The organism is Kallipyga gabonensis (assembly GCF_001286805.1).
Classification (GTDB): domain Bacteria; phylum Bacillota; class Clostridia; order Tissierellales; family Peptoniphilaceae; genus Kallipyga; species Kallipyga gabonensis.
The window spans coordinates 459431-484613 of the sequence record NZ_CXYV01000002.1; the positions used below are offsets into that span (position 1 = coordinate 459431).

Annotated in this window: 24 protein-coding genes and 3 pseudogenes; 24 read left to right on the top strand and 3 right to left on the bottom strand. The window is 43.3% G+C overall.

Annotated elements, in window-relative coordinates:
* Positions 1-24: 24 nt before the first annotated feature.
* A complete protein-coding gene (locus tag BN2373_RS03595; RefSeq protein WP_019133505.1) occupies positions 25-555 on the bottom strand; it encodes an RNA polymerase sigma factor in 531 nt (176 codons plus the stop codon).
* A gap of 398 nt (positions 556-953) precedes the next feature.
* Between BN2373_RS03595 and BN2373_RS03600 the strand changes: the two genes are divergently transcribed.
* From BN2373_RS03600 to BN2373_RS03690, 20 genes and pseudogenes are all read left to right on the top strand, one after another.
* Positions 954-2117 carry an ABC-three component system protein gene (locus BN2373_RS03600; RefSeq protein WP_053942794.1) on the top strand — a complete coding sequence of 388 codons (1164 nt, stop codon included), beginning with the start codon at positions 954-956 and terminating at the stop codon, positions 2115-2117.
* Between the two features lie 34 nt (positions 2118-2151).
* The gene (locus BN2373_RS08090) at positions 2152-2328 is read left to right on the top strand and encodes an ABC-three component system middle component 7 (RefSeq protein WP_396334976.1); all 177 of its coding nucleotides are present in this window, start codon (positions 2152-2154) and stop codon (positions 2326-2328) included.
* Positions 2313-3962: a DUF2326 domain-containing protein gene (locus BN2373_RS03610; protein WP_019133502.1), complete on the top strand. Its 1650-nt coding sequence runs from the start codon at positions 2313-2315 to the stop codon at positions 3960-3962. The genes BN2373_RS08090 and BN2373_RS03610 overlap by 16 nt, the downstream gene beginning before the upstream one ends.
* On the top strand, positions 3959-4174 hold the full coding sequence (locus BN2373_RS03615) for a helix-turn-helix domain-containing protein (RefSeq protein WP_019133501.1): 216 nt from the start codon (positions 3959-3961) through the stop codon (positions 4172-4174). The genes BN2373_RS03610 and BN2373_RS03615 overlap by 4 nt, the downstream gene beginning before the upstream one ends.
* Entirely contained in the window at positions 4171-5688 is a 1518-nt protein-coding gene (locus BN2373_RS03620) for an RNA-binding domain-containing protein (protein WP_053942795.1), read from the top strand. Before BN2373_RS03615 ends, BN2373_RS03620 begins: the two co-directional genes overlap by 4 nt.
* Before the next feature lie 27 nt (positions 5689-5715).
* The gene (locus tag BN2373_RS03625) at positions 5716-7617 is read left to right on the top strand and encodes an HsdM family class I SAM-dependent methyltransferase (RefSeq protein ID WP_022866313.1); all 1902 of its coding nucleotides are present in this window, start codon (positions 5716-5718) and stop codon (positions 7615-7617) included.
* Complete coding sequence (locus tag BN2373_RS08055; protein WP_074017955.1) at positions 7611-8714, top strand: restriction endonuclease subunit S; 1104 nt, start codon at positions 7611-7613, stop codon at positions 8712-8714. The genes BN2373_RS03625 and BN2373_RS08055 overlap by 7 nt, the downstream gene beginning before the upstream one ends.
* Positions 8704-9195 carry a restriction endonuclease subunit S gene (locus BN2373_RS03635; RefSeq protein WP_074017956.1) on the top strand — a complete coding sequence of 164 codons (492 nt, stop codon included), beginning with the start codon at positions 8704-8706 and terminating at the stop codon, positions 9193-9195. Before BN2373_RS08055 ends, BN2373_RS03635 begins: the two co-directional genes overlap by 11 nt.
* Before the next feature lie 262 nt (positions 9196-9457).
* Positions 9458-11092, top strand: a pseudogene (locus tag BN2373_RS03640) (class I SAM-dependent DNA methyltransferase); the annotation flags it as partial.
* Between the two features lie 298 nt (positions 11093-11390).
* Positions 11391-11669 carry a type II toxin-antitoxin system RelB/DinJ family antitoxin gene (locus BN2373_RS03645; RefSeq protein ID WP_053942798.1) on the top strand — a complete coding sequence of 93 codons (279 nt, stop codon included), beginning with the start codon at positions 11391-11393 and terminating at the stop codon, positions 11667-11669.
* Positions 11662-11946: pseudogene (locus BN2373_RS03650) on the top strand (type II toxin-antitoxin system YafQ family toxin). The gene BN2373_RS03645 and the pseudogene BN2373_RS03650 overlap by 8 nt, the downstream one beginning before the upstream one ends.
* Positions 11947-12216: 270 nt before the next feature.
* Positions 12217-12966 carry a nucleoside phosphorylase gene (locus tag BN2373_RS03655; RefSeq protein ID WP_053942799.1) on the top strand — a complete coding sequence of 250 codons (750 nt, stop codon included), beginning with the start codon at positions 12217-12219 and terminating at the stop codon, positions 12964-12966.
* Between the two features lie 448 nt (positions 12967-13414).
* The gene (locus BN2373_RS03660; RefSeq protein ID WP_053942800.1) at positions 13415-13951 is read left to right on the top strand and encodes an LOG family protein; all 537 of its coding nucleotides are present in this window, start codon (positions 13415-13417) and stop codon (positions 13949-13951) included.
* Between the two features lie 93 nt (positions 13952-14044).
* Entirely contained in the window at positions 14045-16171 is a 2127-nt protein-coding gene (locus BN2373_RS03665; protein ID WP_082337991.1) for a catalase, read from the top strand.
* Positions 16172-16372: 201 nt separating this feature from the next.
* Positions 16373-16765, top strand: coding sequence for a cytidine deaminase family protein (locus tag BN2373_RS03670; protein ID WP_053942801.1), 393 nt, complete (start codon positions 16373-16375; stop codon positions 16763-16765).
* A gap of 95 nt (positions 16766-16860) precedes the next feature.
* Positions 16861-17535, top strand: a complete 675-nt coding sequence (locus BN2373_RS03675) for a DNA alkylation repair protein (protein ID WP_053943496.1) — start codon at positions 16861-16863, stop codon at positions 17533-17535.
* An 89-nt stretch (positions 17536-17624) separates the two neighbouring features.
* The gene (locus BN2373_RS07835; RefSeq protein WP_156296235.1) at positions 17625-17807 is read left to right on the top strand and encodes a hypothetical protein; all 183 of its coding nucleotides are present in this window, start codon (positions 17625-17627) and stop codon (positions 17805-17807) included.
* Complete coding sequence (locus tag BN2373_RS08115; protein WP_476625120.1) at positions 17737-17943, top strand: DUF3784 domain-containing protein; 207 nt, start codon at positions 17737-17739, stop codon at positions 17941-17943. Before BN2373_RS07835 ends, BN2373_RS08115 begins: the two co-directional genes overlap by 71 nt.
* A 224-nt stretch (positions 17944-18167) precedes the next feature.
* Complete coding sequence (locus tag BN2373_RS03685) at positions 18168-18473, top strand: type II toxin-antitoxin system RelB/DinJ family antitoxin (RefSeq protein ID WP_053942803.1); 306 nt, start codon at positions 18168-18170, stop codon at positions 18471-18473.
* Positions 18470-18806: pseudogene (locus BN2373_RS03690) on the top strand (type II toxin-antitoxin system RelE/ParE family toxin). Before BN2373_RS03685 ends, BN2373_RS03690 begins: the two are co-directional and overlap by 4 nt.
* A 144-nt stretch (positions 18807-18950) precedes the next feature.
* Here the strand turns inward: BN2373_RS03690 and BN2373_RS03695 are convergent.
* On the bottom strand, positions 18951-20762 hold the full coding sequence (locus BN2373_RS03695; RefSeq protein ID WP_053942804.1) for an InlB B-repeat-containing protein: 1812 nt from the start codon (positions 20760-20762) through the stop codon (positions 18951-18953).
* A 146-nt stretch (positions 20763-20908) separates the two neighbouring features.
* On the opposite strand from BN2373_RS03695, the gene BN2373_RS03700 reads away from it, so the two are divergent.
* The gene (locus BN2373_RS03700) at positions 20909-21427 is read left to right on the top strand and encodes a ClbS/DfsB family four-helix bundle protein (RefSeq protein WP_053942805.1); all 519 of its coding nucleotides are present in this window, start codon (positions 20909-20911) and stop codon (positions 21425-21427) included.
* A gap of 76 nt (positions 21428-21503) precedes the next feature.
* Positions 21504-21950, top strand: coding sequence for a GNAT family N-acetyltransferase (locus BN2373_RS03705; protein WP_053942806.1), 447 nt, complete (start codon positions 21504-21506; stop codon positions 21948-21950).
* Positions 21951-22091: 141 nt separating this feature from the next.
* Here BN2373_RS03705 and BN2373_RS03710 read toward each other — a convergent pair whose 3' ends face one another.
* The gene (locus BN2373_RS03710) at positions 22092-23264 is read right to left on the bottom strand and encodes a hypothetical protein (RefSeq protein ID WP_053942807.1); all 1173 of its coding nucleotides are present in this window, start codon (positions 23262-23264) and stop codon (positions 22092-22094) included.
* Positions 23265-23868: 604 nt separating this feature from the next.
* Between BN2373_RS03710 and BN2373_RS03715 the strand changes: the two genes are divergently transcribed.
* Together BN2373_RS03715 and BN2373_RS03720 are read left to right on the top strand one after the other, a co-directional pair.
* Complete coding sequence (locus tag BN2373_RS03715; RefSeq protein ID WP_053942808.1) at positions 23869-24696, top strand: ADP-ribosylglycohydrolase family protein; 828 nt, start codon at positions 23869-23871, stop codon at positions 24694-24696.
* Positions 24697-24706: 10 nt separating this feature from the next.
* Positions 24707-25168, top strand: a complete 462-nt coding sequence (locus tag BN2373_RS03720; RefSeq protein ID WP_053942809.1) for an ASCH domain-containing protein — start codon at positions 24707-24709, stop codon at positions 25166-25168.
* Positions 25169-25183 lie beyond the last annotated feature (15 nt).

Consider the following 25183-nt stretch of genomic DNA (forward strand, 5'->3'; position numbering starts at 1 on the left):
GGACGTTGGACGAAGGTTTAAGGTTTAGGAATAAGAGATGAGATCCAAAAGAAGGTCACGAAGCTCCGGATGCCGGCTTTTCAGCCGAGCAAAAAGCTGACGTTTTCGGTAGTTCAGTGTGGTGCGTTTGATGCCGAGGATTTCTGCCATGTCGCGCTCGGATTGACCGGCGACAACAAGACGGATGATTTGGCGCTCCTCGTCCGTGAGACCTGCGAAAATACGGCTGAGTTCTTCGCGCAATGTTTTACGCGCAAGGACGCCTTCCGGTGAATAAGCTTCCGATGCGGGAAGCACATCGGCGTAGGTAAGCGCGCTGTCTGTTTGTACGGTGTCATGGATGGAGACAAACTTCCCGGCAGAACGAAATGGACAGCCGACGCATATGCCATCGCAGCGGTTGATGTTTGCCTTGGTGACGTGGCATTCGCCGTGATACTGCATCTTCATGCGGATACGGGCGCATTCGTTCTCGTAGTCTTTCTTGTGTTCAGGGCTTGTCTCGACCAGACCGAGACCGCGAATATAAATCTTTGATACATTTTGAGCTGCCATTTACAGACCTCCTTCATCTCGAATCCGAGACGGAGAAGGGCAAGGCAAAATGGGCGCAGTAAACAGACCACAAGCCCCGCGGAAATCTCCGCTCGGGGTTGTGACTGCGCTTGCGCATAACGAAGTCAGAAATATTTACTTGCCGGATGAGAACCGTGCGCCACCGTTGATCAGACGATGCAGCCACCCATCAGGACTCGGATGTTCCAAGAAGGAAGCATCCAAGATTTGCCAAATTGAGATTTGCAAATGCCAATATTCTGTTGTTTAATATGAAGATTTTTGGTATAATTTGCTTGTCTCTCAGTGGTCATACTCAATATACGAAATGGTTCATCTCGTATTTGGACACTCTTGGACAACGTTGGACAGTTTGGACAAAATCGGAAAGAGGGGTGATGAAGATGCTGTTCACAGAACTTTTGCATGCCATTCATCCGCACCTCATGAAAGATGCTGAGGTTCCGGACTTTATGAGAGATTTAATTCAAAGGTTTTGCGATATACCAGAGGAAGAATGGAGCACAAAAAAGGATCCATCTTCAGACTCACGGTATAAAGATGCATCCCTATATAAGTTTTATAAGCGTGGTATTTCAAAGAAACTTGCCAAAGCCATGCTCGGTAGGATGACAAAAGATAATTTTGTAAACTCTTTGGCGTATATCAACGAATATGATGAGGACGAGTCCTTACTCAATGCTTTAGCCGAGGACGTCCAGCCATTCACTGACAAAAAAGTCACAAGGGCTAACGTGGCAGAGGTGATCTTTGACCTCATCAAGGAGTCTTTGGAATTTATCGTTAATCCTGAGCTTGAAAATGACCGCAAGATGGCAAAGGCTAATATGACATCCGAGCGGGCAAAGAAAAAATACGGTGCCACGCTCTTGGAAGACTGCAAGCACACTTGCTCAAAGCCTGGTTGTTCCAAACATCTTCAAACAGTGGCGGATAATCATCAAAGCAAAGATGACTACTGCGTTGCTCATATTTCCGGCAATAAAAACTGCTATGAAAACCTGATTCCGCTTTGCCATGACTGCTTTCAGTCTTACAGTCTAAAACATACTCAAGCCGACGAAAAAGAGCTGCAAAAGATAAAACAGCTGCAGGTCCAGACAAATAATGCCCGCACCACGCTTCGCGGAACGGACATAGAAAAAGGCATCAGGCGTGTATTGGAAAACCTTAGTCGAGCCAAAGTCTCCGATTTTGCGGATTTAAACTATAACGCCATTACGGTGACAAAAAAGATAGATCAGGATGCGGATTATTTTCTTTTAGATGAGGTAATGCGAAATGTCACGCGTTACTACCTTTTCATAGAAAAGAACATGAAACAACTGGTCAAGCAGGAAGTCTTCAGCGACGAGCTACTTAGGGCACAAATCAAAGTGTCCTACCAAAAGCTCGCGAAAAAGAATCTGCCGGCGGAGCTGATTTATCAGTTGTTGGCAGAACGCCTGCAAAGCATTACGAAACAGGATGTTCGCTATTGCTACATCTTGATTTCGTATTTTATACAGTCTTGTGAGGTATTCGATGCTCTTACCAAATAAATTATTTTCATACGAAGAGAGTGCATTGCCACTCATGCCTGAGATTTTGAGGATGCTGGATCATCCGAAATCTCCTCGCGAAATCTATCAAAAGCTTTCGCATAAGCATCAGGACACTGTGCGTCTCATCGAAGCTCTCGACTGCCTTTATGCCATGCAAAAGGTAGAGCTTGATGACGAAGGGAGGATCTTTCTGTGCTCCGAGAAATAAGCTGCGAACTGTTCAAAGAAAATAAAAGACAAAGACCACCTGTTATCTTTCATAAAGGACTGAACGTGGTGCTTGGAAGCATTCCCGGAAAAGCCGCATCCATCGGCAAATCCACCATGCTCCTTATTATTGACTTTGTTTTTGGCGGGAATACCTATCTTAAAAGCGAGCCGGTGAGAGAGCTGGGCAACCACACGATTTACTTTGTCTTTTCATTTGCCGGTAAAGATTATCGCTTTGCCAGAAATACAGCAGACGCAAAGCGAGTTTTCAAGGTAGATGAGAATAACGACCCCATTGATTCGATGGAAATCAAAGAATTCACGGACTGGCTTGCGAAAAAATATGACATGGATTTACCCGGTCTTTCCTTCAGAAATACGGTAAGTCGCTTTTTTAGGATCTATGGCAAGAACAACCTCAATGAGTTCAGACCGCTTCAAATGCGCGGTGGAAATGAATCACAAAAAGATGCCATCCATGTTTTGGTGGCACTCTACAACATGTATTCTTCCATTCTGGCTTTTGAAGAACAGCTTCATCTGGTGGAAGATAAGATTGATGCATTCAAAGCAGCCAGAAAATATGAGTTCATACCCTCTGCCGTAGACGGAATGGGAAAGTATCAAGAAAACATCGTAGCCATTCGTGAACTGGAAGAAAAAAGAGATGAGCTTTGTAATTCAGGGAGTCGTCCCATCAACGAGGCGGAAGTGGAAGAAGCAAATCGTGCCAACGAAATAGAACGTGCATATACCGATATCCGGCGCGTCGTCAAAGGCAAACAAGACGATCTGCATTTGCTTGAACTAAATCTACAGCGCGGTATTTATCCGACAGAAGCGGATCTGAAAAGTCTTGCCGAGTTCTTCCCGGAAGCAAATTTTAATAAGCTCATGGATATCGAGTCTTTCCATAGCAAGATCCAAGGCATTCTTCAAGAGGAATTGGAAAGTGCAAAACAAAAGATTACGGTCGAACTTGCCTCTTTGCAGGAACAGGAAGAAAGCATTCGAAATGCAATGTCTGAAATTCGGCCATCCATGACTTTTACTCAGGAATTCCTGACAGCCTACAGTGTATTGGAACAAAGAATCAATAAACTGCAGGACGAAAATAATGCCTTTGATCAGCGGAACAAACTCCAAGAAGAGAAGAAACAGGCAAATAACCGCTACCAAGAACAAATGAAATTCGTCCTTAAAGAAATTGAAGCCACAATTAACCGGAAGATGGAAGAAATCAATGACTACATAACAGATGATCAGTACAATGCTCCACATCTGACAATCTCAAAGTTTGACAGCTATGACTTTGAGACGCCAAAGGACAGTGGCACAAGTACAAATTATCGCGGGATGATGATCTATGACCTCGCCGTTTTAGATACGACAGTGCTGCCGGCGATTGCGCATGACTCCATCCTCTTTGATCCTATGCCACGTCCTGACATGAGCCGGATGATTGAAATCTATAACAAAGAAAAAGAGAAACAAATCTTTATAGCTATCGATAAGACGTTGAACTGCTCCGAAGAAGCACAAAGCATCATTGCAAAACAGACGGTCATCAAACTTGAGAACAATGAGCAGGCTCTCTTCGGAGACAAATGGAGCAGAAAGGCAAATCGATGAAAATCATATACAACAAGCTGTGGAAACTTTTAATCGATAAGAACATGAACAAAGTCCAGTTAAGAGATGCCGCAGATATCAGTAGTAATTCGGTAGCCAAACTCGGGAAAAACGAGCATGTACGCATGGATGTGCTGCTGAAAATCGCTGAGGCACTGGACTGCAAGGTGGAAGACCTGTTTGAGACCATACGAGAGGAGGATGAACGGTGAGACTGCCTGAAACATTACAAAAACTCATTCGCGCAGGAGAAAACATCAGCGTTGAGTTTAAACGCTCAAGAACGGATATTACAAAAGATGTTTACGAAACCGTCTGCGCTTTTTCCAACCGTGATGGCGGACATATTTTTCTCGGAGTAAAAGACGATGGAACAGTCGCAGGTGTTGAGCCGGATCGTATTATGCAAATCAAAAAAGATTTTGTGACGACGATTAACAATGAGTCGAAAATGTTTCCGCCGCTTTATCTCACGCCGGAAGAGTATGAAGAGGATGGCAAAACGATCCTTTATATTTACGTTCCTTCTGGAAAGACGGTTTATCGCAGTGCCGGGCGTATTTACGACCGCAATAACGACTCCGATATCGATATCACCGACAACGCTGATTTGGTTTTTAAGCTTTATGCGAGAAAGCAAAACACTTATTTCGTGAACAAGGTGTATCCGGCGATTCCTATTACTGCTTTGCGCAAGGATCTTTTGGAGCGAGCAAGACGAATGACTCGTGTTAATACTGAGCATCACGCATGGCTGGATATGAGTGATGAAGAGATGCTTCGAAGCTGCGGACTCATCTTGAAAGATCCGGATACCAATCAAGAAGGTCTGACGCTTGCTGCAATTTTGCTCTTTGGCAGCGATAACCGCATTATGTCGGTGCTCCCCCAGCACAAGACCGACGCTATCTTTCGCGTCTTTAATGTCGATCGCTACGATGACCGCGATGTCGTGATTACAAACCTCATTGAAAGCTATGACCGGCTCATTGCTTTTGGACAGAAACACTTAAACGATCTCTTTGTCATGGAAGGAATTCAGCGTATCAGCGCCAGAGATAAGATTTTACGTGAGATTGTCTCCAACCTCCTCATGCATCGAGATTTTTCCAGCGGCTATGTGGCGAAGCTCGTGATTGAGGCAGATAAGATCACGACGGAAAACGCCAATCTGGCACATGGCCACGGCAACCTCAACCTGAAGACGTTTAAGCCTTTTGCTAAAAACCCGCCGATTGCGAAAGTCTTCCGCGAGATCGGGCTTGCCGACGAATTGGGCAGTGGTATGCGCAATACTTATAAATACACTAAGCTCTATTCCGGCGGGCAGCCTACCTTCACGGAAAGCGATGTCTTTACCATCGCCATTCCGCTTTCTGAGGCAGCGACGGCAAGTGTGGGACCGACTTCCAACAAATCAACTACGCAAGTCAGTACGGAAGTTGGTACGCAAGTCAGTACGGAAGTCTATTCTCAGGTGAAACTATCAACAGAAGAAATCCAAAAACTACTGGACTATTGCAAAGAGCCACGCAGCCGGCAAGAAATGCAGACATTCTGCGGTATTAAAACAGCAGAGTACTTTAGAAAAAACATCATTCGACCGCTGGTAGATATCGGGTTATTGCGCTTGACCATTCCGGATAAGCCGACCAGCAGCAAACAGAGATATGCAACAACAGCTAACGGATTACTGTTTGCAAAGTCTGAAAACAGATCCATCTAAGTGCCCGAGAGGAGGAAATAAAAGTCCATGCCAAGAGAAAAGAACACAGATATTTATGTGGCTGAACTTCTGCGTGAAGCAGAGATCAAAGCGACTGCAGAAATCAGCGGCATTAAAGATATTGATGAAGCGTTAAAAACAGCGTCCAAACGTGGCACGGGAAAACTCGGTAGCCCGGAGTTTATTGCGCAAGTGAAAGACTTTGTGCTGATTATCGAAGATAAACGAGATACCAATTTTCATATCAAATGGAATGAGGATCAGAGTACTTTGGATCGCTCGGTGGATGCGACGGTAAATTACGCTGTCAATGGGGCAGTTCACTATGGCGAACACGTTGCCAAACATACACCTTTTAAGAAGATTTTTGCCGTCGGGGTTTCCGGTGATGAGGTTCACCACCTGATCCAGCCGGTTTTTTGTGATGGAAAAACCATCTCGATTCTCGATCCAGTTGAAACTTTCATCAATTTCAATGAGCAAAACATCGACGCTTATTATAACGAGCAGGTGAAAGGTATTCGTGCCGATGAGGAACTGGAACTGGAAGAGATCGTCAAACTCGCTGCCGAGCTGCATGAATATCTGCGCGACTATGCACAGCTTGGCGAAACCGAAAAGCCCCTGGTAGTCTCGGCGCTTCTTTTGGCATTGCAAGATCCCAGCTTCAAATTGGATGATCTGATCGGCGATGAGGTCAAAACGGATGGAGATATTGTCTGGGAAGCTCTCTCAAACCACTTAAAACGTATCCGGGTAAAACCCGATGTAAAACGTGAGATGATTCTGGATCAATTCACCATTATCAAGAACAGACAGTCACTCAATAAAAAGCGCGATGACTTGGGTATGACACCGCTTAAGTACTTTGGCATTTACCTACAGAAAAATATCCTGCAAGCGCTGCGTGCGAATGTAAAAGAAGATATCCTCGGACGCTTCTATTCTGAGTTTATGAGTTACTCCGGCGGTGACGGGCAGTCTCTCGGCGTTGTACTCACACCGAGCCATATTTGCGAACTCTTTTGTGACTTGCTGGATGTGAAACCGACCGACACTCTATTCGATCCCTGTACGGGAACGTCCAGCTTCCTCATCGCTGGAATGCACAGGATGCTCAAAAACGCGAAGGACGAACACCAGCGAAGCGAAATCAAGGAAAAGCAAATCCACGGCATCGAGTTGCGTGAAGACATGTTCACCATCGCTACAACTAACATGATTTTACGTGGAGACGGCAGATCAAACTTGGAATGCGACGACTTCTTTAATCGCTCCGCAGAAGAAATCCAGCGAACCATTGCGCCCAGCGTCGGCATGATGAATCCGCCGTACTCGCAAGGGAAAAATGATGCCACATCCAAGTTGCGAGAGATCTCCTTTGTGGAACACCTTTTAGATTGCATGGCCGAAGGCGGACGGGTGGCGGTCATCGTTCCGCAATCCACCATGATTGGCAAAAACGGTGAAGATAAAAAGACGAAGCGGCGCATCTTAAAAAATCACACGCTGGAAGCCGTGATTACCTTGAATAAAAACACCTTTTACCGCGTCGGTGTAAATCCCAGTATTGCTGTCTTTACGGCTCATAAACCACAGCCCAAAGATCGGTTGGTGAAGTTTTTTAATTTTGAAGATGACGGTTTCGTGGTACGAAAACACGTCGGACTGGTGGAGACAGAGACCGCCAAGGATAAAAAACAGCGCCTGCTGGATTGCTTCCGGGGAAAACGGGAAGCTCCGACCAAGTTCATGGTGGAAACCACTATTGAAGCGGATGATGAATGGCTGCACTCTTTCTACTACTTTAATGACGAGATCCCGACGGAGAAAGATTTTCAGAAAACCATCGCAGATTACCTGACCTTCGAGTTCGACATGATCACTCACGGAAGAGGCTACCTCTTCGAGGAGGTGAGCACATGCTGAGCTTGCAGGATAGAGAATGGAAGAACTTTTTTATCGAAGATGAGCTTACAATTAAGTCTGGGAAGCGACTCACAAAAGCTGATATGAAACCAGGCAAGATACCGTTTGTTGGCGCGTCTGATTCCAATAATGGAATTACGGCGTTTGTATCTAATGAAAACGAGAGCACTGATCAGAACATCCTTGGCGTTAATTATAACGGCAGTGTTGTAGAAACTTTTTATCATCCTTATAAAGCCACTTTTTCTGATGACGTGAAGCGTATTGGTATCAAAAAAACTGATTCGAACGACAAATATACACTTCTTTTTCTTAAGCAGTGCATTTTGCAACAAAAATCAAAATATGCATACGGATACAAATTCAATGCTGAACGAATGAAAAGACAAAAAATCCTTCTCCCCATCACTCTCGATGGTGTACCCGATTGGCAATTCATGTCTGACTACATGAAGGAGCAGGAAAAACGCATGCTGGAGAAAGTCCTGCCCTACTTCAAGGATCGACTACTGGATGACTTGCTTGCTTTAGGCGCCATGCCTGACACCACATGGGGAGGCGTTAGACTGGGCGATCTTTTTAACATCACTATTGGGAAGACGCTGGACGGCAACAAAATTGACAAAGAGAATGGTCGCATTCCTTATGTCACGCGCAAAGAGACGAACAACGGTGTTGACGGATTTACCGAAGGACATGATGAGGCTTATCTTTGGGATAAAGTACCTGTCATTACCATCGGCAATGAGACGGCAAAACCCTTTGTGCAGACCACACCATTTTATACGGGAACAAAGGTCAACATCTTGTCGCCGAAGCGAGCACTTTCCGCCGGAGCTTTAAAATTTATTGCCCGCTGCTTTGAATCGAATCGCGAGAGGTATTCCTACTCCTATACGGCAAACTCCACGCGTCTTGCCGAACAGCGCATCATGCTTCCTCTTACGGACAGCGGAGCGCTGAACCATGCTTACATGGAGCAGACCATCGCAAAACTTGAATCAGATTCCTTGTCATATGTTACAGAAATTATGCAAAATCGGTATGAAAAACTGGTATCGTGCATAAACATTCAGGGGGGGGGTACTGACCGATAGAGATTGGAAGGCTTTCGGGTACGAAGAGATATTCAAAAACATAGGTCGCGGAAAGCGATTAAAGAAAGACGATCATATAATAGGAAAGATGCCTTACGTTTCCTCTACTGCTCAGAACAACGGTGTTGATGGTTTCGTCGGCAACGATGAAAAAGTGCGTGTGTATCAGAACTGCTTAACAGTAGCAAATAGTGGATCTGTAGGAACAGCTTTTTATCAGCCATTTGAATTTGTAGCAAGTGATCACGTGACAGCATTAGGAAATAGCAAATTGAATGAATATAGCTATCAATTTTTAGCAACATTAGTTTCTCGTTTGCAAGAAAAATACAGCTTTAATCGGGAAATTAATGACGAACGAATTCGTAGAGAGCAAATACTTCTCCCGGTTTCCTTGGACGGTGATCCAGACTGGCAATTTATGTCAGAGTATATGCGGGCACAGGAGGCTTTGCAGATTTTGAATGCACTGAAACGATGAGCAATCTGAACCTTTTAACGATTCCTCAAACAATTTAACGATTTCCTAAACCTTTTAACGATTACTCGCTCAGGGGTACGAAAATCGGAAACAGGCACACCAACATGAGGCACAGAAAAACTCTAAAATCATACAAAAACTGCCACGAAAAGCAGCAGAGGAAGTTCTGCAGAAAGGCGAAAATCCCTGTAAATCAAGGGATTTCGAGGATAAACACATGACTTACGCACCAGCGTTAAATTGTATCAAATACAGTGTCGGAATAGATCCTGCTGCTGGAAGTGGAAATTTTTTGACTGAAACTTATATTTCATTAAGAAAATTGGAAAATGAAATCTTAAAAGAATTGTTAGGGAGTCAAATCGTTATGGGAAAAACCCATAACCCAATAAAAGTATCCATTTCTCAGTTTTATGGTATAGAAATAAATGACTTTGCTGTTTCAGTGGCTAGAACTGCCTTGTGGATTGCTGAATCCCAGATGATGAAAGAAACAGAAGATATTGTCAATGTAAATTTGAACTTTTTACCTTTGAAAACCTACTCTAATATTCTGGAGGCCAATGCTTTAAGGATCGATTGGGAAAGTGTGATTTCTAAATATGAACTAGATTATATTATGGGGAATCCTCCGTTTTCAGGAGCGAGGTTGATGAGTGCTGACCAAAAAAAGGATATGAATCTAATTTTTGGCAAAATGAGAGGAGTTGGAAACCTAGATTACGTTTCTGCATGGTATAAGAAATCCTGTGATTTTATCGATAAAACCAATATTGAGTGTGCATTCGTTTCAACTAATTCCATAGCACAAGGAGAACAAGTATCCATTTTATGGGAACCTTTATCAGAAGAGCATAATATATATATTAACTTTGCTCATCAATCTTTTGTGTGGGATAGTGAAGCAACTACGAAGGCTCATGTTCATTGTGTAATTATTGGGTTTTCGCAAATTGAGAGAAAAGAAAAACATTTATATTCTTCAGATAGTATGCTAAAAAAATCTGAAAACATTAATTCATATCTACTGCAAGGACCTAATGTATTTATTTCATCAAGAAAAAATCCAATATCAAATGTTCCTAAAATGGTTTTTGGTAGTATGCCTAATGATGGAGGAAATCTTTTGTTAGATAAATCAGAAAGAGATGAATTAATTAAAGATTATCCCAATTCTATAAATTTAATTAAATTATTTATGGGGTCTAGAGAATTTATTAACAAGATTGATAGGTATTGTTTGTGGATGAATTCAACAGATGCAATGAAAGGAATTAGGATTAAACCTATTAAAGATAGGATCGAATCCGTTCGCGATTACAGATTATCTAGCAAGAGAAAAGCAACACAAAAGCTTGCTGAAATACCATATTCTTTTGGTGAAGTAAGACAGCCTAATGGCGATTATTTATTATTGCCAAGGGTTTCCTCTGAAAGAAGAAAATATATACCGATTGGATTTTTACCTGGAGATGTGGTAGCAAGCGATGCAGCTTTGATTATTCCTGAGGCCACAATTTATGAATTTGGTGTACTTACATCAAATGTTCATAATGGATGGATGAGAGCTGTAGCTGGCAGATTAAAAAGTGATTATAGGTATTCAAAAGATATTGTATATAATAATTTCCCTTGGCCAAATTCAAATGAAAAACAAAAGGAGAGGATTGAAAAAACAGCAAATAAAATACTTGAAGCAAGAAATTTGTATCCAAAATCATCCTATGCAGATTTATACAATGAACTGACCATGCCACCAGAATTGAGAAAAGCCCATCAAGAAAATGATAAAGCAGTAATGGAAGCATATGGGTTTGACTGGAGAAATATGACGGAATCCGAGTGTGTTGCTGAACTTATGAAATTGTATCAAGAGGCTATTAATGAAAATGAATAACGAGTAGCCATGTTATTCAAGAAACTGAAAGGCTAACTATAAAATTACGCCTATAATTTAGCATACATGAACTCACAGAAAAAAGGCTTTTACAGAAAGAGATCGAAGTGGTTTTGATTGGAGAATGTAAGAAGTGCATATCTAAGAAGAATAGAGCACTACTTTTACTAAAAATCAAAGATGGTCAGAGAATCGGAGAGGATATATAAAATAGCGTGTTATATGCCTATTACGCACATATCCATTGTTTTTTGCCTTTTTTCTATTATCATATTCATGAAAGGCAGGTGATTGACACATGGCTAAAGTAAGTACAAATATCAACCTTGATCCGGTTCTTAAGAAAGAGTCTCAAGCTTTATTTAAAGATCTCGGCATGGATCTCACAACGGCAGTAACCATTTTTCTAAAACAATCGGTCAGGGAGCAGGCGATTCCGTTCGCCATTAAGCGCAATATGCCAAACGATGAAACCATTGCGGCACTTGATGAGTACGACGATATGAAAGCGAATCCTAAAAACTACAAGCGTTACGATTCTTTTTCGGATGCACTAAACGAGGTACTCAATGCTTAAAGTCGTCTTATCCAACCGCTTCAAGAAAGATTTGAAGCTTGCCCAAAAAAGAGGATTTGATCTTCGTCTGCTCAATGATGTCGTGGATTTGCTGGCTCAAGAAAAAGTGCTTCCTGAGCGCAACAAGGATCACGCCTTAACCGGCAAGTATGCCGCATTTTGAGAATGTCATATTAAGCCGGACCGGTTGCTGATTTATCGTGTGGAAGTGGAAGAGGAGGCTCTTGCACTTATGCTCTTTCGAACAGGTTCTCATGCCGATCTCTTCAATCTCTAAAGCCACTCCTTGCGGGGTGGCTTTTTGTTATGTCCATGATCTCCTATAAGTGCGGTGATCCTCGAATGGCACTCATGACATGGATATGAAGATGCCTAGAACATATGTACTAAAGTCGGCATGTCCATTTACCTCGACAGACCATAAGGTGGTGGGTTAGCATATTGATAAACAATGAGGAAAATCAAGATGCACTGATCAGTTTCCAAGTATGAGTCTAAGCCTTGAACAATTGGCGGAAGTCCTGGTATTGATGAGAAGGAGATACTAATGATCATAGACAGTTTTGATAAAGACACAGACCCGGTGATCAGTCTAAAAGACTTTTACGGAGAAAAGAAAGACTTGACGGAAAAATGCTTGATCATTTTTTCGAAAAAGATACTCGAATATTTGCTTGACCACTTTGAGTGTCAGGAAATTGGTCATATAGAATCTGTGAGAGGGTCAAGGCCAGTCTATAAAAGTCACTTTGAGGGTCAAGAATTTGCCTTCTACCTTACGATGATGGGTTCAGCCCTTGCCTCAACAGATTGTGTAGAAGTGAATTGGATAACAGGTGCCAATCAATTTATCATGTTTGGATCTTGTGGAAGCCTGGATAAGGAAAAGACTTTTGGAAAGTACATTATCCCTACAGAGGCCTATAGGGGTGAAGGGGCATCCTATTATTATGCGCCTCCTTCGGATTACCTGGATATTCAAAATCATGATAAGGTTGAAGATTTTTTTATCCGGGAAAAGGCCCCATATGTCAAAGGAAAGGTCTGGACGACAGATGTTATGATTCGTGAGACTCGTGGGCTTGTCGCGAAGAGAAAATCGGAGGGATGTATAGCTGTAGAAATGGAGCTTGCCGGTGTCCAAGCCGCCTGCGATTATTATGGGCTTGAACTTTATCACTTTCTGAAGTCTGGAGACGTTTTAAGCGAGAGTTCCTATGAAGTAGAGGGACTCCATACTGCCAACCATGATCTTGGAAAGTTGTATTTGGCTTTAAAATTTTTGAAGGAAATATAGCACCCCCCAGATATGCACTGGATATAGCCCTAACTTTGATGTTGCGAGCTCTGCGAATTTTCGCCTCCCTTTCATATTTTCCAAATTTAAATTTCATTCGACTTTGGGAAGTATGAAAGATAATAAAGAAGAACCAGGCTTTATCATAAAATGGAGATTCCATTTAAATTTGTAATGAGAAACAAATGAAGTTTTTAAGTCGTCTATTTTTTCTTGCCACAATAGGAATGTGCCTCATATTCCTTCTATCAGCATGTACAAAAGCCTGATGCCGGGATGTACGAATGGACTTGCAGCAAAGCATTAACGGAACTTTCCGGATTTGAATTTTCGAATGAGAACAATGGCTGTGGAAAGGGGAAATTCCAGAGAATTTTTAGAAATGTTTATTGATCGAGTGATAGAACAAAAGAAGTAATCTCTTTCTGTAAGTAGGAGAAAAATTGGAATGAACATTACCGTTTATCTTGGGGCAAACGAAGGAAATGACCCAGGCCTACGAAAGGCCGTTGAGGAATTGGGGGCATGGATTGGAAGTAGTGGAAATGCACTCATCTATGGTGGCTCCAAATCCGGACTGATGGGTGCGATCGCAGACAGCGTTTTGCAAGCTGGCGGTGAAGTGATCGGTGTTGAGCCGATTTTTTTTATTGAAAGTGAATTGCAGCATGAGGGATTAACGAAATTAATCGTGACCAAGGATATGACGGAGCGTAAAAACCTCATGATTGCCTTGGGAGAAGCCTTTATTGCCTTCCCCGGTGGCACGGGAACATTGGAGGAAATGGCAGAGGTGATGTCGAAGGTGTCTTTGAAACAGCTGGATAAGCCATGCATTGTCTACAATCTGAATGGCTACTATGATGATTTGAAAGCCCTTCTGAACCATATGATTGAAAAAGGACTGTCCTCTGAAGATCGGCAGGAGGGTATTTATTTTGCCAAGAATCTTGATGAGATCAAACGTATTTTGAAACAGGCATAAATTCCCGTTTGCAGCGAACTTTATAGAAAGCGGTTGGGTATAAGTTATAGACATACGTTACCTGTCTTAGAAAGAAAATATTAGGAGGTAAAGATGGCTGATAAAAAAGAGAAGACCAAGCATGATTTTATTAAAGCACCTTTAATTCCAAATGGGTCTGAGAAGGTTGATCCTGTCAAGGATAACGACAAGGTTAAAGATCTGGAGAAAAACAGGGTTGATAATAAGGATAAGGCTTTTACGACGAACAAGGGCCTTAAGATGGCTGAAGATGAATTTACCCTTAAGGCTGGCAGGAGAGGACCAAGCCTTCTTGAAGATTTTCATTTTAGGGAAAAAATCATGCACTTTGACCATGAGAGGATTCCGGAAAGAATTGTCCATGCTCGTGGTGTCGGTGCCCATGGCATTTTTAAATCGACCAAGGATATGAGTGAGTATACGAAAGCTAGCCTATTTTCTGGTCACAATAAGCAAACTCCTTTATTTTCAAGGATTTCTACTGTAGCAGGCTTTAGAGGTTCTACAGATACCCCCCGTGATGTGCGTGGTTTTGCTATAAAATTTTATACAGAAGAAGGAAACTACGATATCGTTGGTAATAATATTCCTGTATTTCTTATCCAAGATGCGATAAAGTTCCCTGACTTCGTCCATGCCGTTAAGCCGGAGCCTGATACTGAAGTGCCTCAAGCCCAGTCAGCACACGATACTTTTTGGGACTTTGTAAGCCGCAACCAGGAGTCCGCTCACATGGTCATGTGGCAAATGAGTGATCGGGCCATTCCTTTAAGCCTACGAATGATGGATGGTTTTGCTGTCCATACCTTTAGATGGATCAATGCGAAAGGAAAGTCATGTTTTGTTCGATACCAATGGAATCCACAGCTGGGTGTCCACTCCAGAGTGTGGGATGAGACCTTGAAGGTATCAGGAAATGATCCTGATAGCCAGAGAAAAGATTTGTATGATGCGATTGATGAAGGCGCATATCCTGTCTGGGATTTCTGTGTTCAAATCCTGCCGGAAGAAAAGGAATATGACTTCCCCTTTGACATCCTGGATCCTACCAAGGTTTGGCCTGAAGAAGATATTCCTAAGATTAAAATTGGGGAAATGATCTTTAATCGAAATGTCGATAATTATTTTGCGGAGACTGAGCAAGTTGCCTTTAACCCGGGAAATGTTGTTCCTGGTATCGACTTTTCGAATGACCCGCTCTTACAAGGCAGGCTTTTTTCCTACACCGATACCCAACTTTTAAGGTTAGGTGGGCCAAACTTTGCACAAATTCCTATCAATAGACCGATAGCTGAAGTTCATAATAATCAGAGAGATGGCTGGCACCAACACATGATCAATAAGGGGCCTGTAGCCTACCATAAATCAAGTATTGATGACCAGTCTCCATATTATGCAAGTCCGAAGGACGGTGGCTATGAGCACTACCAGGAAAAGATCGATGGCGAAGTGATCAGGGCGAGGGATGATAGCTTTAGAGATCACTTTAGTCAGGCTACAGCCTTTTATCAGTCCATAAGTAAGGTTGAACAAGAGCACATTATCAATGCCTTCTCTTTTGAATTATCTAAGGTGGAAAGAGAAGAAATCAGGCAAAATGTCGTCGATATGTTTGCCAATGTTGATCAGAAGATGGCAGAAGAAATCGCTAAAAATGTTGGTGCTGATAAGCCGGATGCTGATCGTGGCTTCGATCCTGTTGGAATTAGGCCAAGTAAGGAAGCGAAAAAGGTAAGAATGCCGGAATTTGCTCAAGCGAATACGATCTTTAAAACCGATACCTTGAAGGTTGGAATTTATTCTGATAATGATGACGACTTTGACTTTAAATCTCTAGTAGAAAAGATTAAGGATGCTAAGGCCAAGGCTGAAATTATCCAGGGAAACCTTCAAGATACGAAGGATGGACAAAAGGTGGCTCATAGGTATGAAACCGTTCATCCCGTTTTAGAAGATGCTCTTATTGTAGTTGTTCCGGAGAAACCATCCAAAGACTTCAATAAAAACATTGGTGAATTTGTCGATGAAAGTTTTAAGCACTACAAACCGATTTGGATTATCGGGGATTCTGAAGGCATCGTAGACAAGGAGCAAGGAGACGCTCCGGGTGTCATTGTCAGTAAGGACATGAAAAAAATAGATGATTTTATTAAAAACTTGGCTCAGCACAGATTCTGGGATAGGGATGGTTCGATATAGATGGAGAAAAAAGAGCTCGGTTTTCCGAGCTCTTTTTTATTATTAGACTATAGGAGGAGGTGATATCGACATACTGAATTAAGTTTCTGAATGATAATGACCAGTTAGGGCGGACACTAAGGCGATCATATGTCGGGTAACCCACCTGTATCTATGAGATGAAAGTTTCGTTAAGCCATGAAAACAAACGGAGAGAAGCGTATGGAAAAAATATGGCATGATTTATACAAAGCAGCGAAAGCTGTGCAAAAACCAAGAGAAATATCTGAACGGATATATGCCGGCGGCGTGGCAGCAGCGATTGAATCGGCAAGTGGAGCCATCTATACCGGGGTATGTGTGGATACATCGTGTACTTTAGGTATTTGTGCGGAGCGAAATGCGATGTTTCATATGATTACCAATGGCGAAAATGAAATCAAGAGAGTCTTGGCCATCATGCCTGATGGAAAGACTGGTGCACCCTGCGGTGCCTGCCGGGAATTCATGACGCAGCTGATGCCGGGACGTTATCAGGCAGTGGAGGTAATGCTTGACTACGAAGCCGAGAGAATTGTCAAACTTGGGGAGCTAACGCCGGAATGGTGGATATAATTGGAAAAACGGAAGAATTTGAGGGAAAAAATATAGAGCAGGATTGCTATGTTATTGATGGGGAAAAGAGTTTTCGATCAATGGGAGTATACGGTATGGACATTAAAGAAGAATTATTTGCCTTAAAGGATGCCCCCTATGGAGATTTTCAGGCCAAGCTGGTTCCGAATATTCCGAGGGACCTCTTTATCGGGGTTCGATTTCCAGAGATCAGAAAACTAGCCAAAAAGCTTGCCAGGGAACCGGAAGCCTCTAATTTCTTAAGCGACTTGCCGCATAAATATTATGATGAAAATATTCTCCATGGAATCCTTCTCTCTGAAATGAAGGACTACGATGCCTGTATTGAAGCCATCGATCGCTTTCTGCCCTATGTCGATAACTGGGCGGTTTGCGATATTCTGTCTCCGAAGATTTTCAAGAAGCATAAAGTGGCACTTTTGGAAAAAATCAAAGAATGGTCCGCATCGGAAAAGACCTATACCTGCCGTTTTGGGATTGAGATGTTAATGTCTCATTTTCTGGATGAAGACTTTCAGCCTGAGTATCTGGAAATCCCCGCTTCTCTTCATTGTGAAGAGTATTATGTACGAATGATGATTGCCTGGTTCTTTGCAACCGCCTTGGCAAAGCAATGGGATGTGGCCATTAAAACCATTGAAGATCACCGTTTAGAGGTATGGACTCATAATAAGACGATACAGAAAGCCCGGGAAAGCCGGCGGTTGACACCGAAAGAAAAAGAGTATCTGAAGTCACTAAAACGATAATAATTATTATTTGAAACAGAGAAAACAGCAGGCTAAGATGTTGGTAAGGATAGAACAAAAAGAATGGCCCAGGGAATTTATATGACAACATGGCCATCGACAATCCGGCGGTTTCACTTTTTCTCAATCATGGCTTTGTAGAAGTTTGCAGAGATTATGATGTTGCCTTGTTATCGGAGGGAAATGATGTTGATATTGAAGATGATATCTGTGCTATTGGGCTTGGCATTCATTCTATTTGGCTATTTTATTTATTTTCGAGAAAAGTATGATCTCATCAACGGTTTTGAGGCTGATTTCAAAATGGGTCGCAAGAATGAGGGCTATGCTAAGCATGTGGGGAAGGTGTATCTTGGAATTGGTATTTTTATTTTAATAATTGGAATTATACTCATCATATTTGCTTAGCATAGATGAATGATAAATGATATTTCGAGAATCAACATACATAAAATAGAAAAAGTAATGGAGAAGATGGCGAAATCGAGAAAGATGAACGTCCTTAAAATCTCTTATATCACGTTGGAGAAAGTGGAAAAGTATACATTTCAGGCTCTCTTATAATATACTCTATGCAAATGCTTGCAATTGAAAGCAAAAATGAATAAAATAAAGAAAAAGGGGGCGATATTATGGCAAATACATCTCCTGTTTATGCAAGAATAGATACTGATCTCAAGGATAACGCAGAGAACATTCTTTCTCAGCTTGGCATTTCTCCATCCAGTGCAATTCAGATGCTTTATAGCCAGATTGTATTGAAAAAGGGTATGCCATTTGAGTTAAGGCTTCCCCCTGCTAAGCCATTAGCTGTTGGAGCAATGACCAGAGAAGAGCTTGATACGGAACTCCAGAAAGGTCTTGATTCCATTAAAGAGGGGAAAGTATATTCTGTAGATGAAGTCGAAGCAGCATTCGCAAGGGAGTTTGGCATATGACGGATAGCTATGATGTCAGCTATTCTGCAGATGCATTCAGTGATTTGCGTGAAATCTATTTATACATTGCAAATGAACTTCTTGTACCGGAAACTGCTGTAGCTCAGGTGGGGCGTATAAAAAGAGAAATTCGTTCATTAGATTTTATGCCGGCTCGTTATGTCTTAATTGAATGGGAACCTTGGCATTCGATGGGAATGCATCAGCTTACAGTGGACAACTTTATTATATATTATTTTGTCGATGACAAGGAGAGGTCAGTCGTCAGTCACAGTAGTTCGAATATTCTACGGTGGCCGTGATATCGAAAATATCATAAATTCAAATACTTAATCAGTAGTGGAGTTCTTAATTAAAAGACAATCGTTCCAATCTATATGAATAATATTCCTTGTTCTTCATAGACAGAAGACCTCTATTATTTCCACAATAAATAAATCCCCCTTTGCTCTTATATCCAGCAAAGGGGGATTTGTATTACTTAGCCCATTTCTTTTTCTTTTCAAGAACGATGACACCTACTCCACAGGCGAATACGGTTGCTCCACTGAGAAGAAGAGTCGTTTCATCTCCGGTTTTTGGAGCTTTGGGTGGCTTAGCTTTCTCCGGCTGTTTCTTCTTGCTCGGTTTACTCTCCGGCTTGGGAACCGGAATTGGTTTTGAATCCGGCTTTGGATCGGGATTCGGCTTTGGTTCAGGATTCGGTTTTGGATCGGGATTCGGCTTCGGATCGGGATTCGGTTTCGGATCAGGATCCGGATTTGGGGTCGGATTCTTGCTCCATTTGGCATAGAAAACTAAATCGCCTTTCACCTCCGGTCCAATCTCAGTGATGGGAGCGCCTTCGAAGTTCGGATTATCGTACCAGCCTTCGAAGCGATAACCATTTCGACCGAGTTTATCTGCTGTAGGAAGTTGCGTGGTATCTCCCGCTTCATAGGAAGATGGAGCCTCATATCCTTCCACAAAGGAACCGTCATTGAGCACATAGGTTATAGTATAGGCTTTCTTATATACGACCTTAAGATCGGCCTGCCAGGGCTCCTGTTGATAATCGAGTTTGGTTGCTTCTTCTGCATGAGTTTTCGCGTCGTAGCGTGTTCCTTGGCGACCATCCTCAAACCAGCCCGTCGCTCGGAAGGGTTTCATCTTTCCGGTGGCCGTCATGCTTTTGCCGGTGGGAAGCTTGACCGTGTGGGCTTTATCATTATCAATTGTCATATCGTCCCCGGCTGTGGTCGCATGGTTATCATAGATAACCGATTGATCGTCGACTGCCAGGTCACATTCAAGGAGACCAATAGCACCTCCTCTTTTAGCCTGGTTCTGAGTAAAGATGCTTCCTTCTATGGCCATAGAACCGGTCGCATAAAGTGCACCGCCGGCGCTATCCGCTTTGTTATTCTTAAAAGTGCAGTTTTTCATTTCCAGAGATGTGCCGGAATAAATCGCACCACCAAATTGTGCATTATTTTCCTCGAAGACGGCATTTTCAAGATGGACGCTTTTCCCATAGAAGTTGGCAATGGCACCACCAAAGCCGTTCCCCCATTCGCCGGTCGCATAGTTGTTTCGGAAAGTACCACCATAGACATTAAGAACGGCTGTGGCTTCTGCCTGCCAAGGGGGAAGACCGATCCCGCCACCCATCATTTTAGACTGGTTATTTTCTACCTTTCCACCATACATATTGAAGGTACCATAAACCACAATCCCGGCTGCACCTGTCCCGCCATGCATTCTCGAATTGCAGACGGTGACGCCATCGTACATGTTGATAGTTCCTTTATCATGTGCGATTAATAAGGCATTGGTGCTGTACTGTTCCTTGCCATCGATAATAAGGCGGCTCTTTTCCGGTTCGCCTTTCTTTCCCAGATTGACCACCGCACCATCCTTGGCGAAGATCACGTTTTTGAAGGCATAAGTTTTCTCATCTGATCGGGAGATAGTGTGCCCATTTCCCAGAATGGTGTATGTTCCCGCCTGGTCGAATCGCAGGATTCCATCAGTGTCGGAAGTAGAGCTGTCACCCGTTCGGTTGCCGGAGAGCTTGCTTAATACGACATTTTTCAGTAGCTCGATGGTATCCCCATCTTTTGCCGCATCCACAGCATCCACCAGCGTATCGTAGTGCATATTGCCGATCTTGGCTTCATGGGGGCAGTCACCAGTACAATTATCGGTTGCTTCCGCATGAACAGTGAGGGGCATAAAAACCACCGCAAACAGAAATAAAAAGGAGAGAATAATATGCCCAATTTTATTTCTCATGACTCTTTTTTTCATAAATATCCCTTTCCTCTCTTGTTTTATGTCCGTATAGTATATCACAGACTGTATAATAGAAGATATCAGGAAAGTTTGGGAAAGCCCCAATATATCCATCTTTATTCAAGCTTGTCATGGTGTAATGAAACCGAAGAGGTGACCATATGAGAACCTATAGCAATAAGGAAGAGTTAAAAGCAGAGATTGAGAAAGCTTTTGAAAAGTATATTTCTGAATTTGATGGTATCCCTGAGGAATTAAAAGATAGGCGTGTTGATGAGGTTGATCGAACGCCGGCAGAGAACCTTGCCTATCAAGTTGGATGGACAAGTTTGCTCCTTCAATGGGAAGAAGATGAGCAAAATGGACGAAAAGTGCATTCTCCCTCCGATCAATTTAAGTGGAATCAACTTAGTGACTTATACCGGTGGTTTACTGATACCTATGCACACCTTTCCTTGGAAGAACTGAAGGCAAAACTAAAAGAAAATGTTAGAGCCATTTATGCCATGATTGATTCCCTAAGTGAGGAAGAATTGTTCAAACCCCATATGAGGACATGGGCGGATGAAGCAACTAAAACGGCGGTGTGGGAAGTGTATAAGTTTATTCATGTAAATACCGTAGCCCCTTTTGGTACATTTCGAACCAGAATTAGAAAATGGAAAAAGGCGGCTTTATAGAGTGGAATGATGACGATCCGGAAAGAGCGGTTCTCGGGGGGTACAAAAGCCTGAAAATAGTAGGGGATATACACTCATGATAATCGAAGAAAGACAGATAACAGACCAGCTTATCCAAGACTTGATCGACCTTTCCCGAGACTGGGCAGAGGAAGAGAGCTGTTATGGTTATCGTCCGAATAAAAAAGAGGACATTATTGGAAACAGGATTTTTGTGGCGGTAGAGGAGAAGCGGGTCTGCGGTTACCTTTTGGGAAATATTCATCCATCCAAAGGGATGAAATCCATCATGGAGGACGGGACGCCTTACTTTGAGGTGGAAGAAATCTACGTTATTCCTAGCCGACGTTCTCAGGGTCTGGGTGCAGAACTCTTTCGTTATGTTGAAGAAAGGCTGAAAGAAGACGTCAATGTCATTGTTCTGAGTACAGCAACAAAAAATTGGAGAGCCATTTTTCATTTTTATCTGGATGAGTTGGGCATGGATTTCTGGAGTGCCCGTCTATTTAAGAGGATCGTATAAATTCAATAGCTTTTGCCGGCACTTTTAATTCTTGACATTCCCGTGTCCGGATCTTGAGGATCGGGATTAGTTGGAGAATCCGAATTCCGTACATCTCCTAATTCTTTAAGGCGGAATAAATTTTGAATACGAAGTTTTCGCCTAGAGCGGATAGAGAACCCAGTCGATGTTATCCATGGGAAGCTCCGTCCGGCAAAATTGACATACTTGGGTACCGTCATGGCCACTGATCTGGTGGCTACCGCAATTGGGGCAGGTAAATTGATCAGGAAGATAGTGGACCGGGGTCAGGGTTCCGTATCTTCTGGCCAAATGTATAGTTATTTTTGTTTCCTTATCTCGTAAATGAACACGGCCCGGATTTCCATTGAGGTATAGGGCATCCACTTTTCCAATACATTCAACGATTTCTTGATCATTTTTCCGCTCATAACGGCGAAACTGCAGGCGGTGAACATTGCGGCAAATTACACCACAGGATCCCTTATTACTTTCATTTGTGGAAATCAGTATTTCCGGGTGTACGGTAAGCAAATCAATGAGGTGCATGGTAAATATTTCCCCGGAAAAATGAGGATCATGGCTTTTTATCTTGTGGAGTACGGCTTGATGTCGAAAGAGGATAAGGAGTCCTTTCACCAGGGCAAAACACAGAAGAAAGGAAAGGAGGAGTCCTCCGGCGTAGGAAAAGCCTTCAATTTGACGCTCGCCAATAATTCCTTTTGTCTGAAAAAAAGCCACGACAAAGATTGGAAGCAAGAATAATAAGGCATATTGGAAATGATGAAAGGCACCTTCGATGAAAAAACGGGCCATCTTGTACTCGTAGGCTTCTGCCTGATAGCGACTTTGACAATAGGGACAAAAGTAATTTTCACTTTCCGCTTCCATTTGTCCTCCGCAGTTCAGGCAGTGGGGTGGATGATGGCCATCATAGGATAGGGCCTGATTGGTTCGGAAGACGGTGCTTTCGATAAAGGCATGTCGAATCTTTCGCCGGTAGCATTTTTTATTTTGGCCATCTCGATAGGTTTCTTGAATTTTTGCCTTGGAAACGCAGATTATGGTGTCGACTTTGCCGTCGGACAGCTTTCTTGCTGCAGTTTTCTCTTCTTGTGATTGATCCAGACGAATATCCAGCTGCTTGTGCAAGCCGAATGCCTCCAGAGTCTCCAGCTCCTTGCGAAAGCGGTCCACTTGTGAGAAGCTGGCATAGTTTTTTATTTCATCGACGCGATTTGTCCGATACATTCGTTCCAGGACGGGGAGAAATTGCAAGTGATCAAATTCCTGAGTCGATAGTCCAAATGGCATAGCGGTCTCCTATTGGGGTCACAATGCGACGACGTCTGTACGACTCATTCTTTACCCGAAAATAGGAGGATTAGACAGGGGAGGGGGTGGTGGTTCGGCGAAAAGGCCAAACCGCCACTCCTGCGGAGGGGAGAAAGGCGGCTTATAATAGTGTTGGTTAGCGAAAAAACGTCAAACCACCACTCTTATGGCGGCGAAACGATAGTGGTGATTCGGCGAAAATGGCCAAACCAACACTCCTATGGCAGCGAAACAATAGTGGTGATTCGGCGAAAACGACCAAACCACCACTCCTGCGGAGAGCGAAAGGTGACTGCGGATAGTGTTGGTTCTGCGAAAACGACCAAACCACCACTCCTTTGCGAGGAAAAAGGCAGCTTATAATAGTGTTGGTTCTGCGAAAACGACCAAACCGCCACTCCTTTGCGAGGAAAAAGGCAGCTTATAATAGTGGTGGTTAGAGAAAAAACACCAAACCACCACTCCTGCGGAGGGCGAAAGGCGGCTGCGGATAGTGTTGGCTTGGCGAAACCGGTCGAACCACCACTATTGCACCGGTGGATAATAGAAAAACGGCGATAGCAAATAAGAAAGGAAGATGATTATGATCGGTGCCATTATTGGTGATATTGTCGGCTCCCCTTTTGAATTTCAACCGATAAAAACCAAGGACTTTCCGCTTTTCTCCCCGGATTCCGATTATACGGATGACTCTCTCATGACCATCGCTGTGGGGATGGCCTTGGATGAGGCGATTGAGCGGGGAAAGGAAGAGGATTCGGATTCTTTGCAAAGTCAATTTACCAGGGCTATGCAGGCCATCGGACGGGCCTATCCCAACCCCACGGGTGAATATGGCCTTTCTTTTGCCTCATGGTTGAAGGCCGACCATCCCCAGCCCTATAACAGCTGGGGAAATGGGTCAGCCATGCGGGTTTCCGCATGTGGGGAGAGGGCAAAGTCGCTGGAAGAGGCCATCTTCTGGGCCAAACAAAGTGCGGTGGTTAGCCACAACCATCCTGATGGCATAAAGGGGGCTGAGGCGGTGGCAGCTGCAATTTTTCTGGCGAAAGAGGGGCAATCCAGGCAGGCGATCCGGGCATTCATCCAGGAGCACTTTTATCCGGATATCCCTTCGGTGGAGGCGATTCGGCCAACCTATTCCTTTGATCCATCCTGTCAGGGGACAGTTCCTCAGGCTCTGGCCGCCTTCTTTGATTCAGCAGATTTCGAGGATGCCATCCGAAACGCCATCTCCCTTGGCGGCGATGCGGACACCATCGGTGCCATCACCGGGTCGGTGGCCTGGACCTTCTATGCTCGACAGACCGGGGTTGCGCTGGCCATGAGCCGGATGGCGGAAGAGGCCCTGGCAAAGATTCCGGAGGAATTCAGGGCGTTTGTGGCGGGAGATGTGAAGGATTTGAATTAAGGAGGAAAAAATGAAAGCATTGAGCATTCAGCCCCTTTACGCAACTCTAATTGCTTTGGGCTTTAAGTGGATTGAACTTCGTAGTTGGAAAACGGATTATCGTGGATGGATTTTGATTTGTGCTTCAAGGGCAATCAACAAACAAGAAAGAGCATCTTTAATGAATGGTCATGCTATTGCGATTGCAGAACTTGATGAAGTTAGGACCTACAATGCTCAAAGTGATCATGAGGATGCCTTGTTAGAGGAAGATGAGACTTTCGAGGGCTATTCCTGGGTCTTTAGTCGCATTATTCCCATTAAACCTTTTCCAGTCAAAGGAAAGCTTCATCTTTTCGAGGTCAATTGCGATCTGGACGACCTGGAGCCGATCGACCTCGATCTTAGATCTGAAGAATTGCCATATCAACTTCTTTCCTGGTGGAAGGAGAACGGGTTTATTGAAAATACGGATTTACTGGAAGAGAACTGACTGGACTATTTCCCT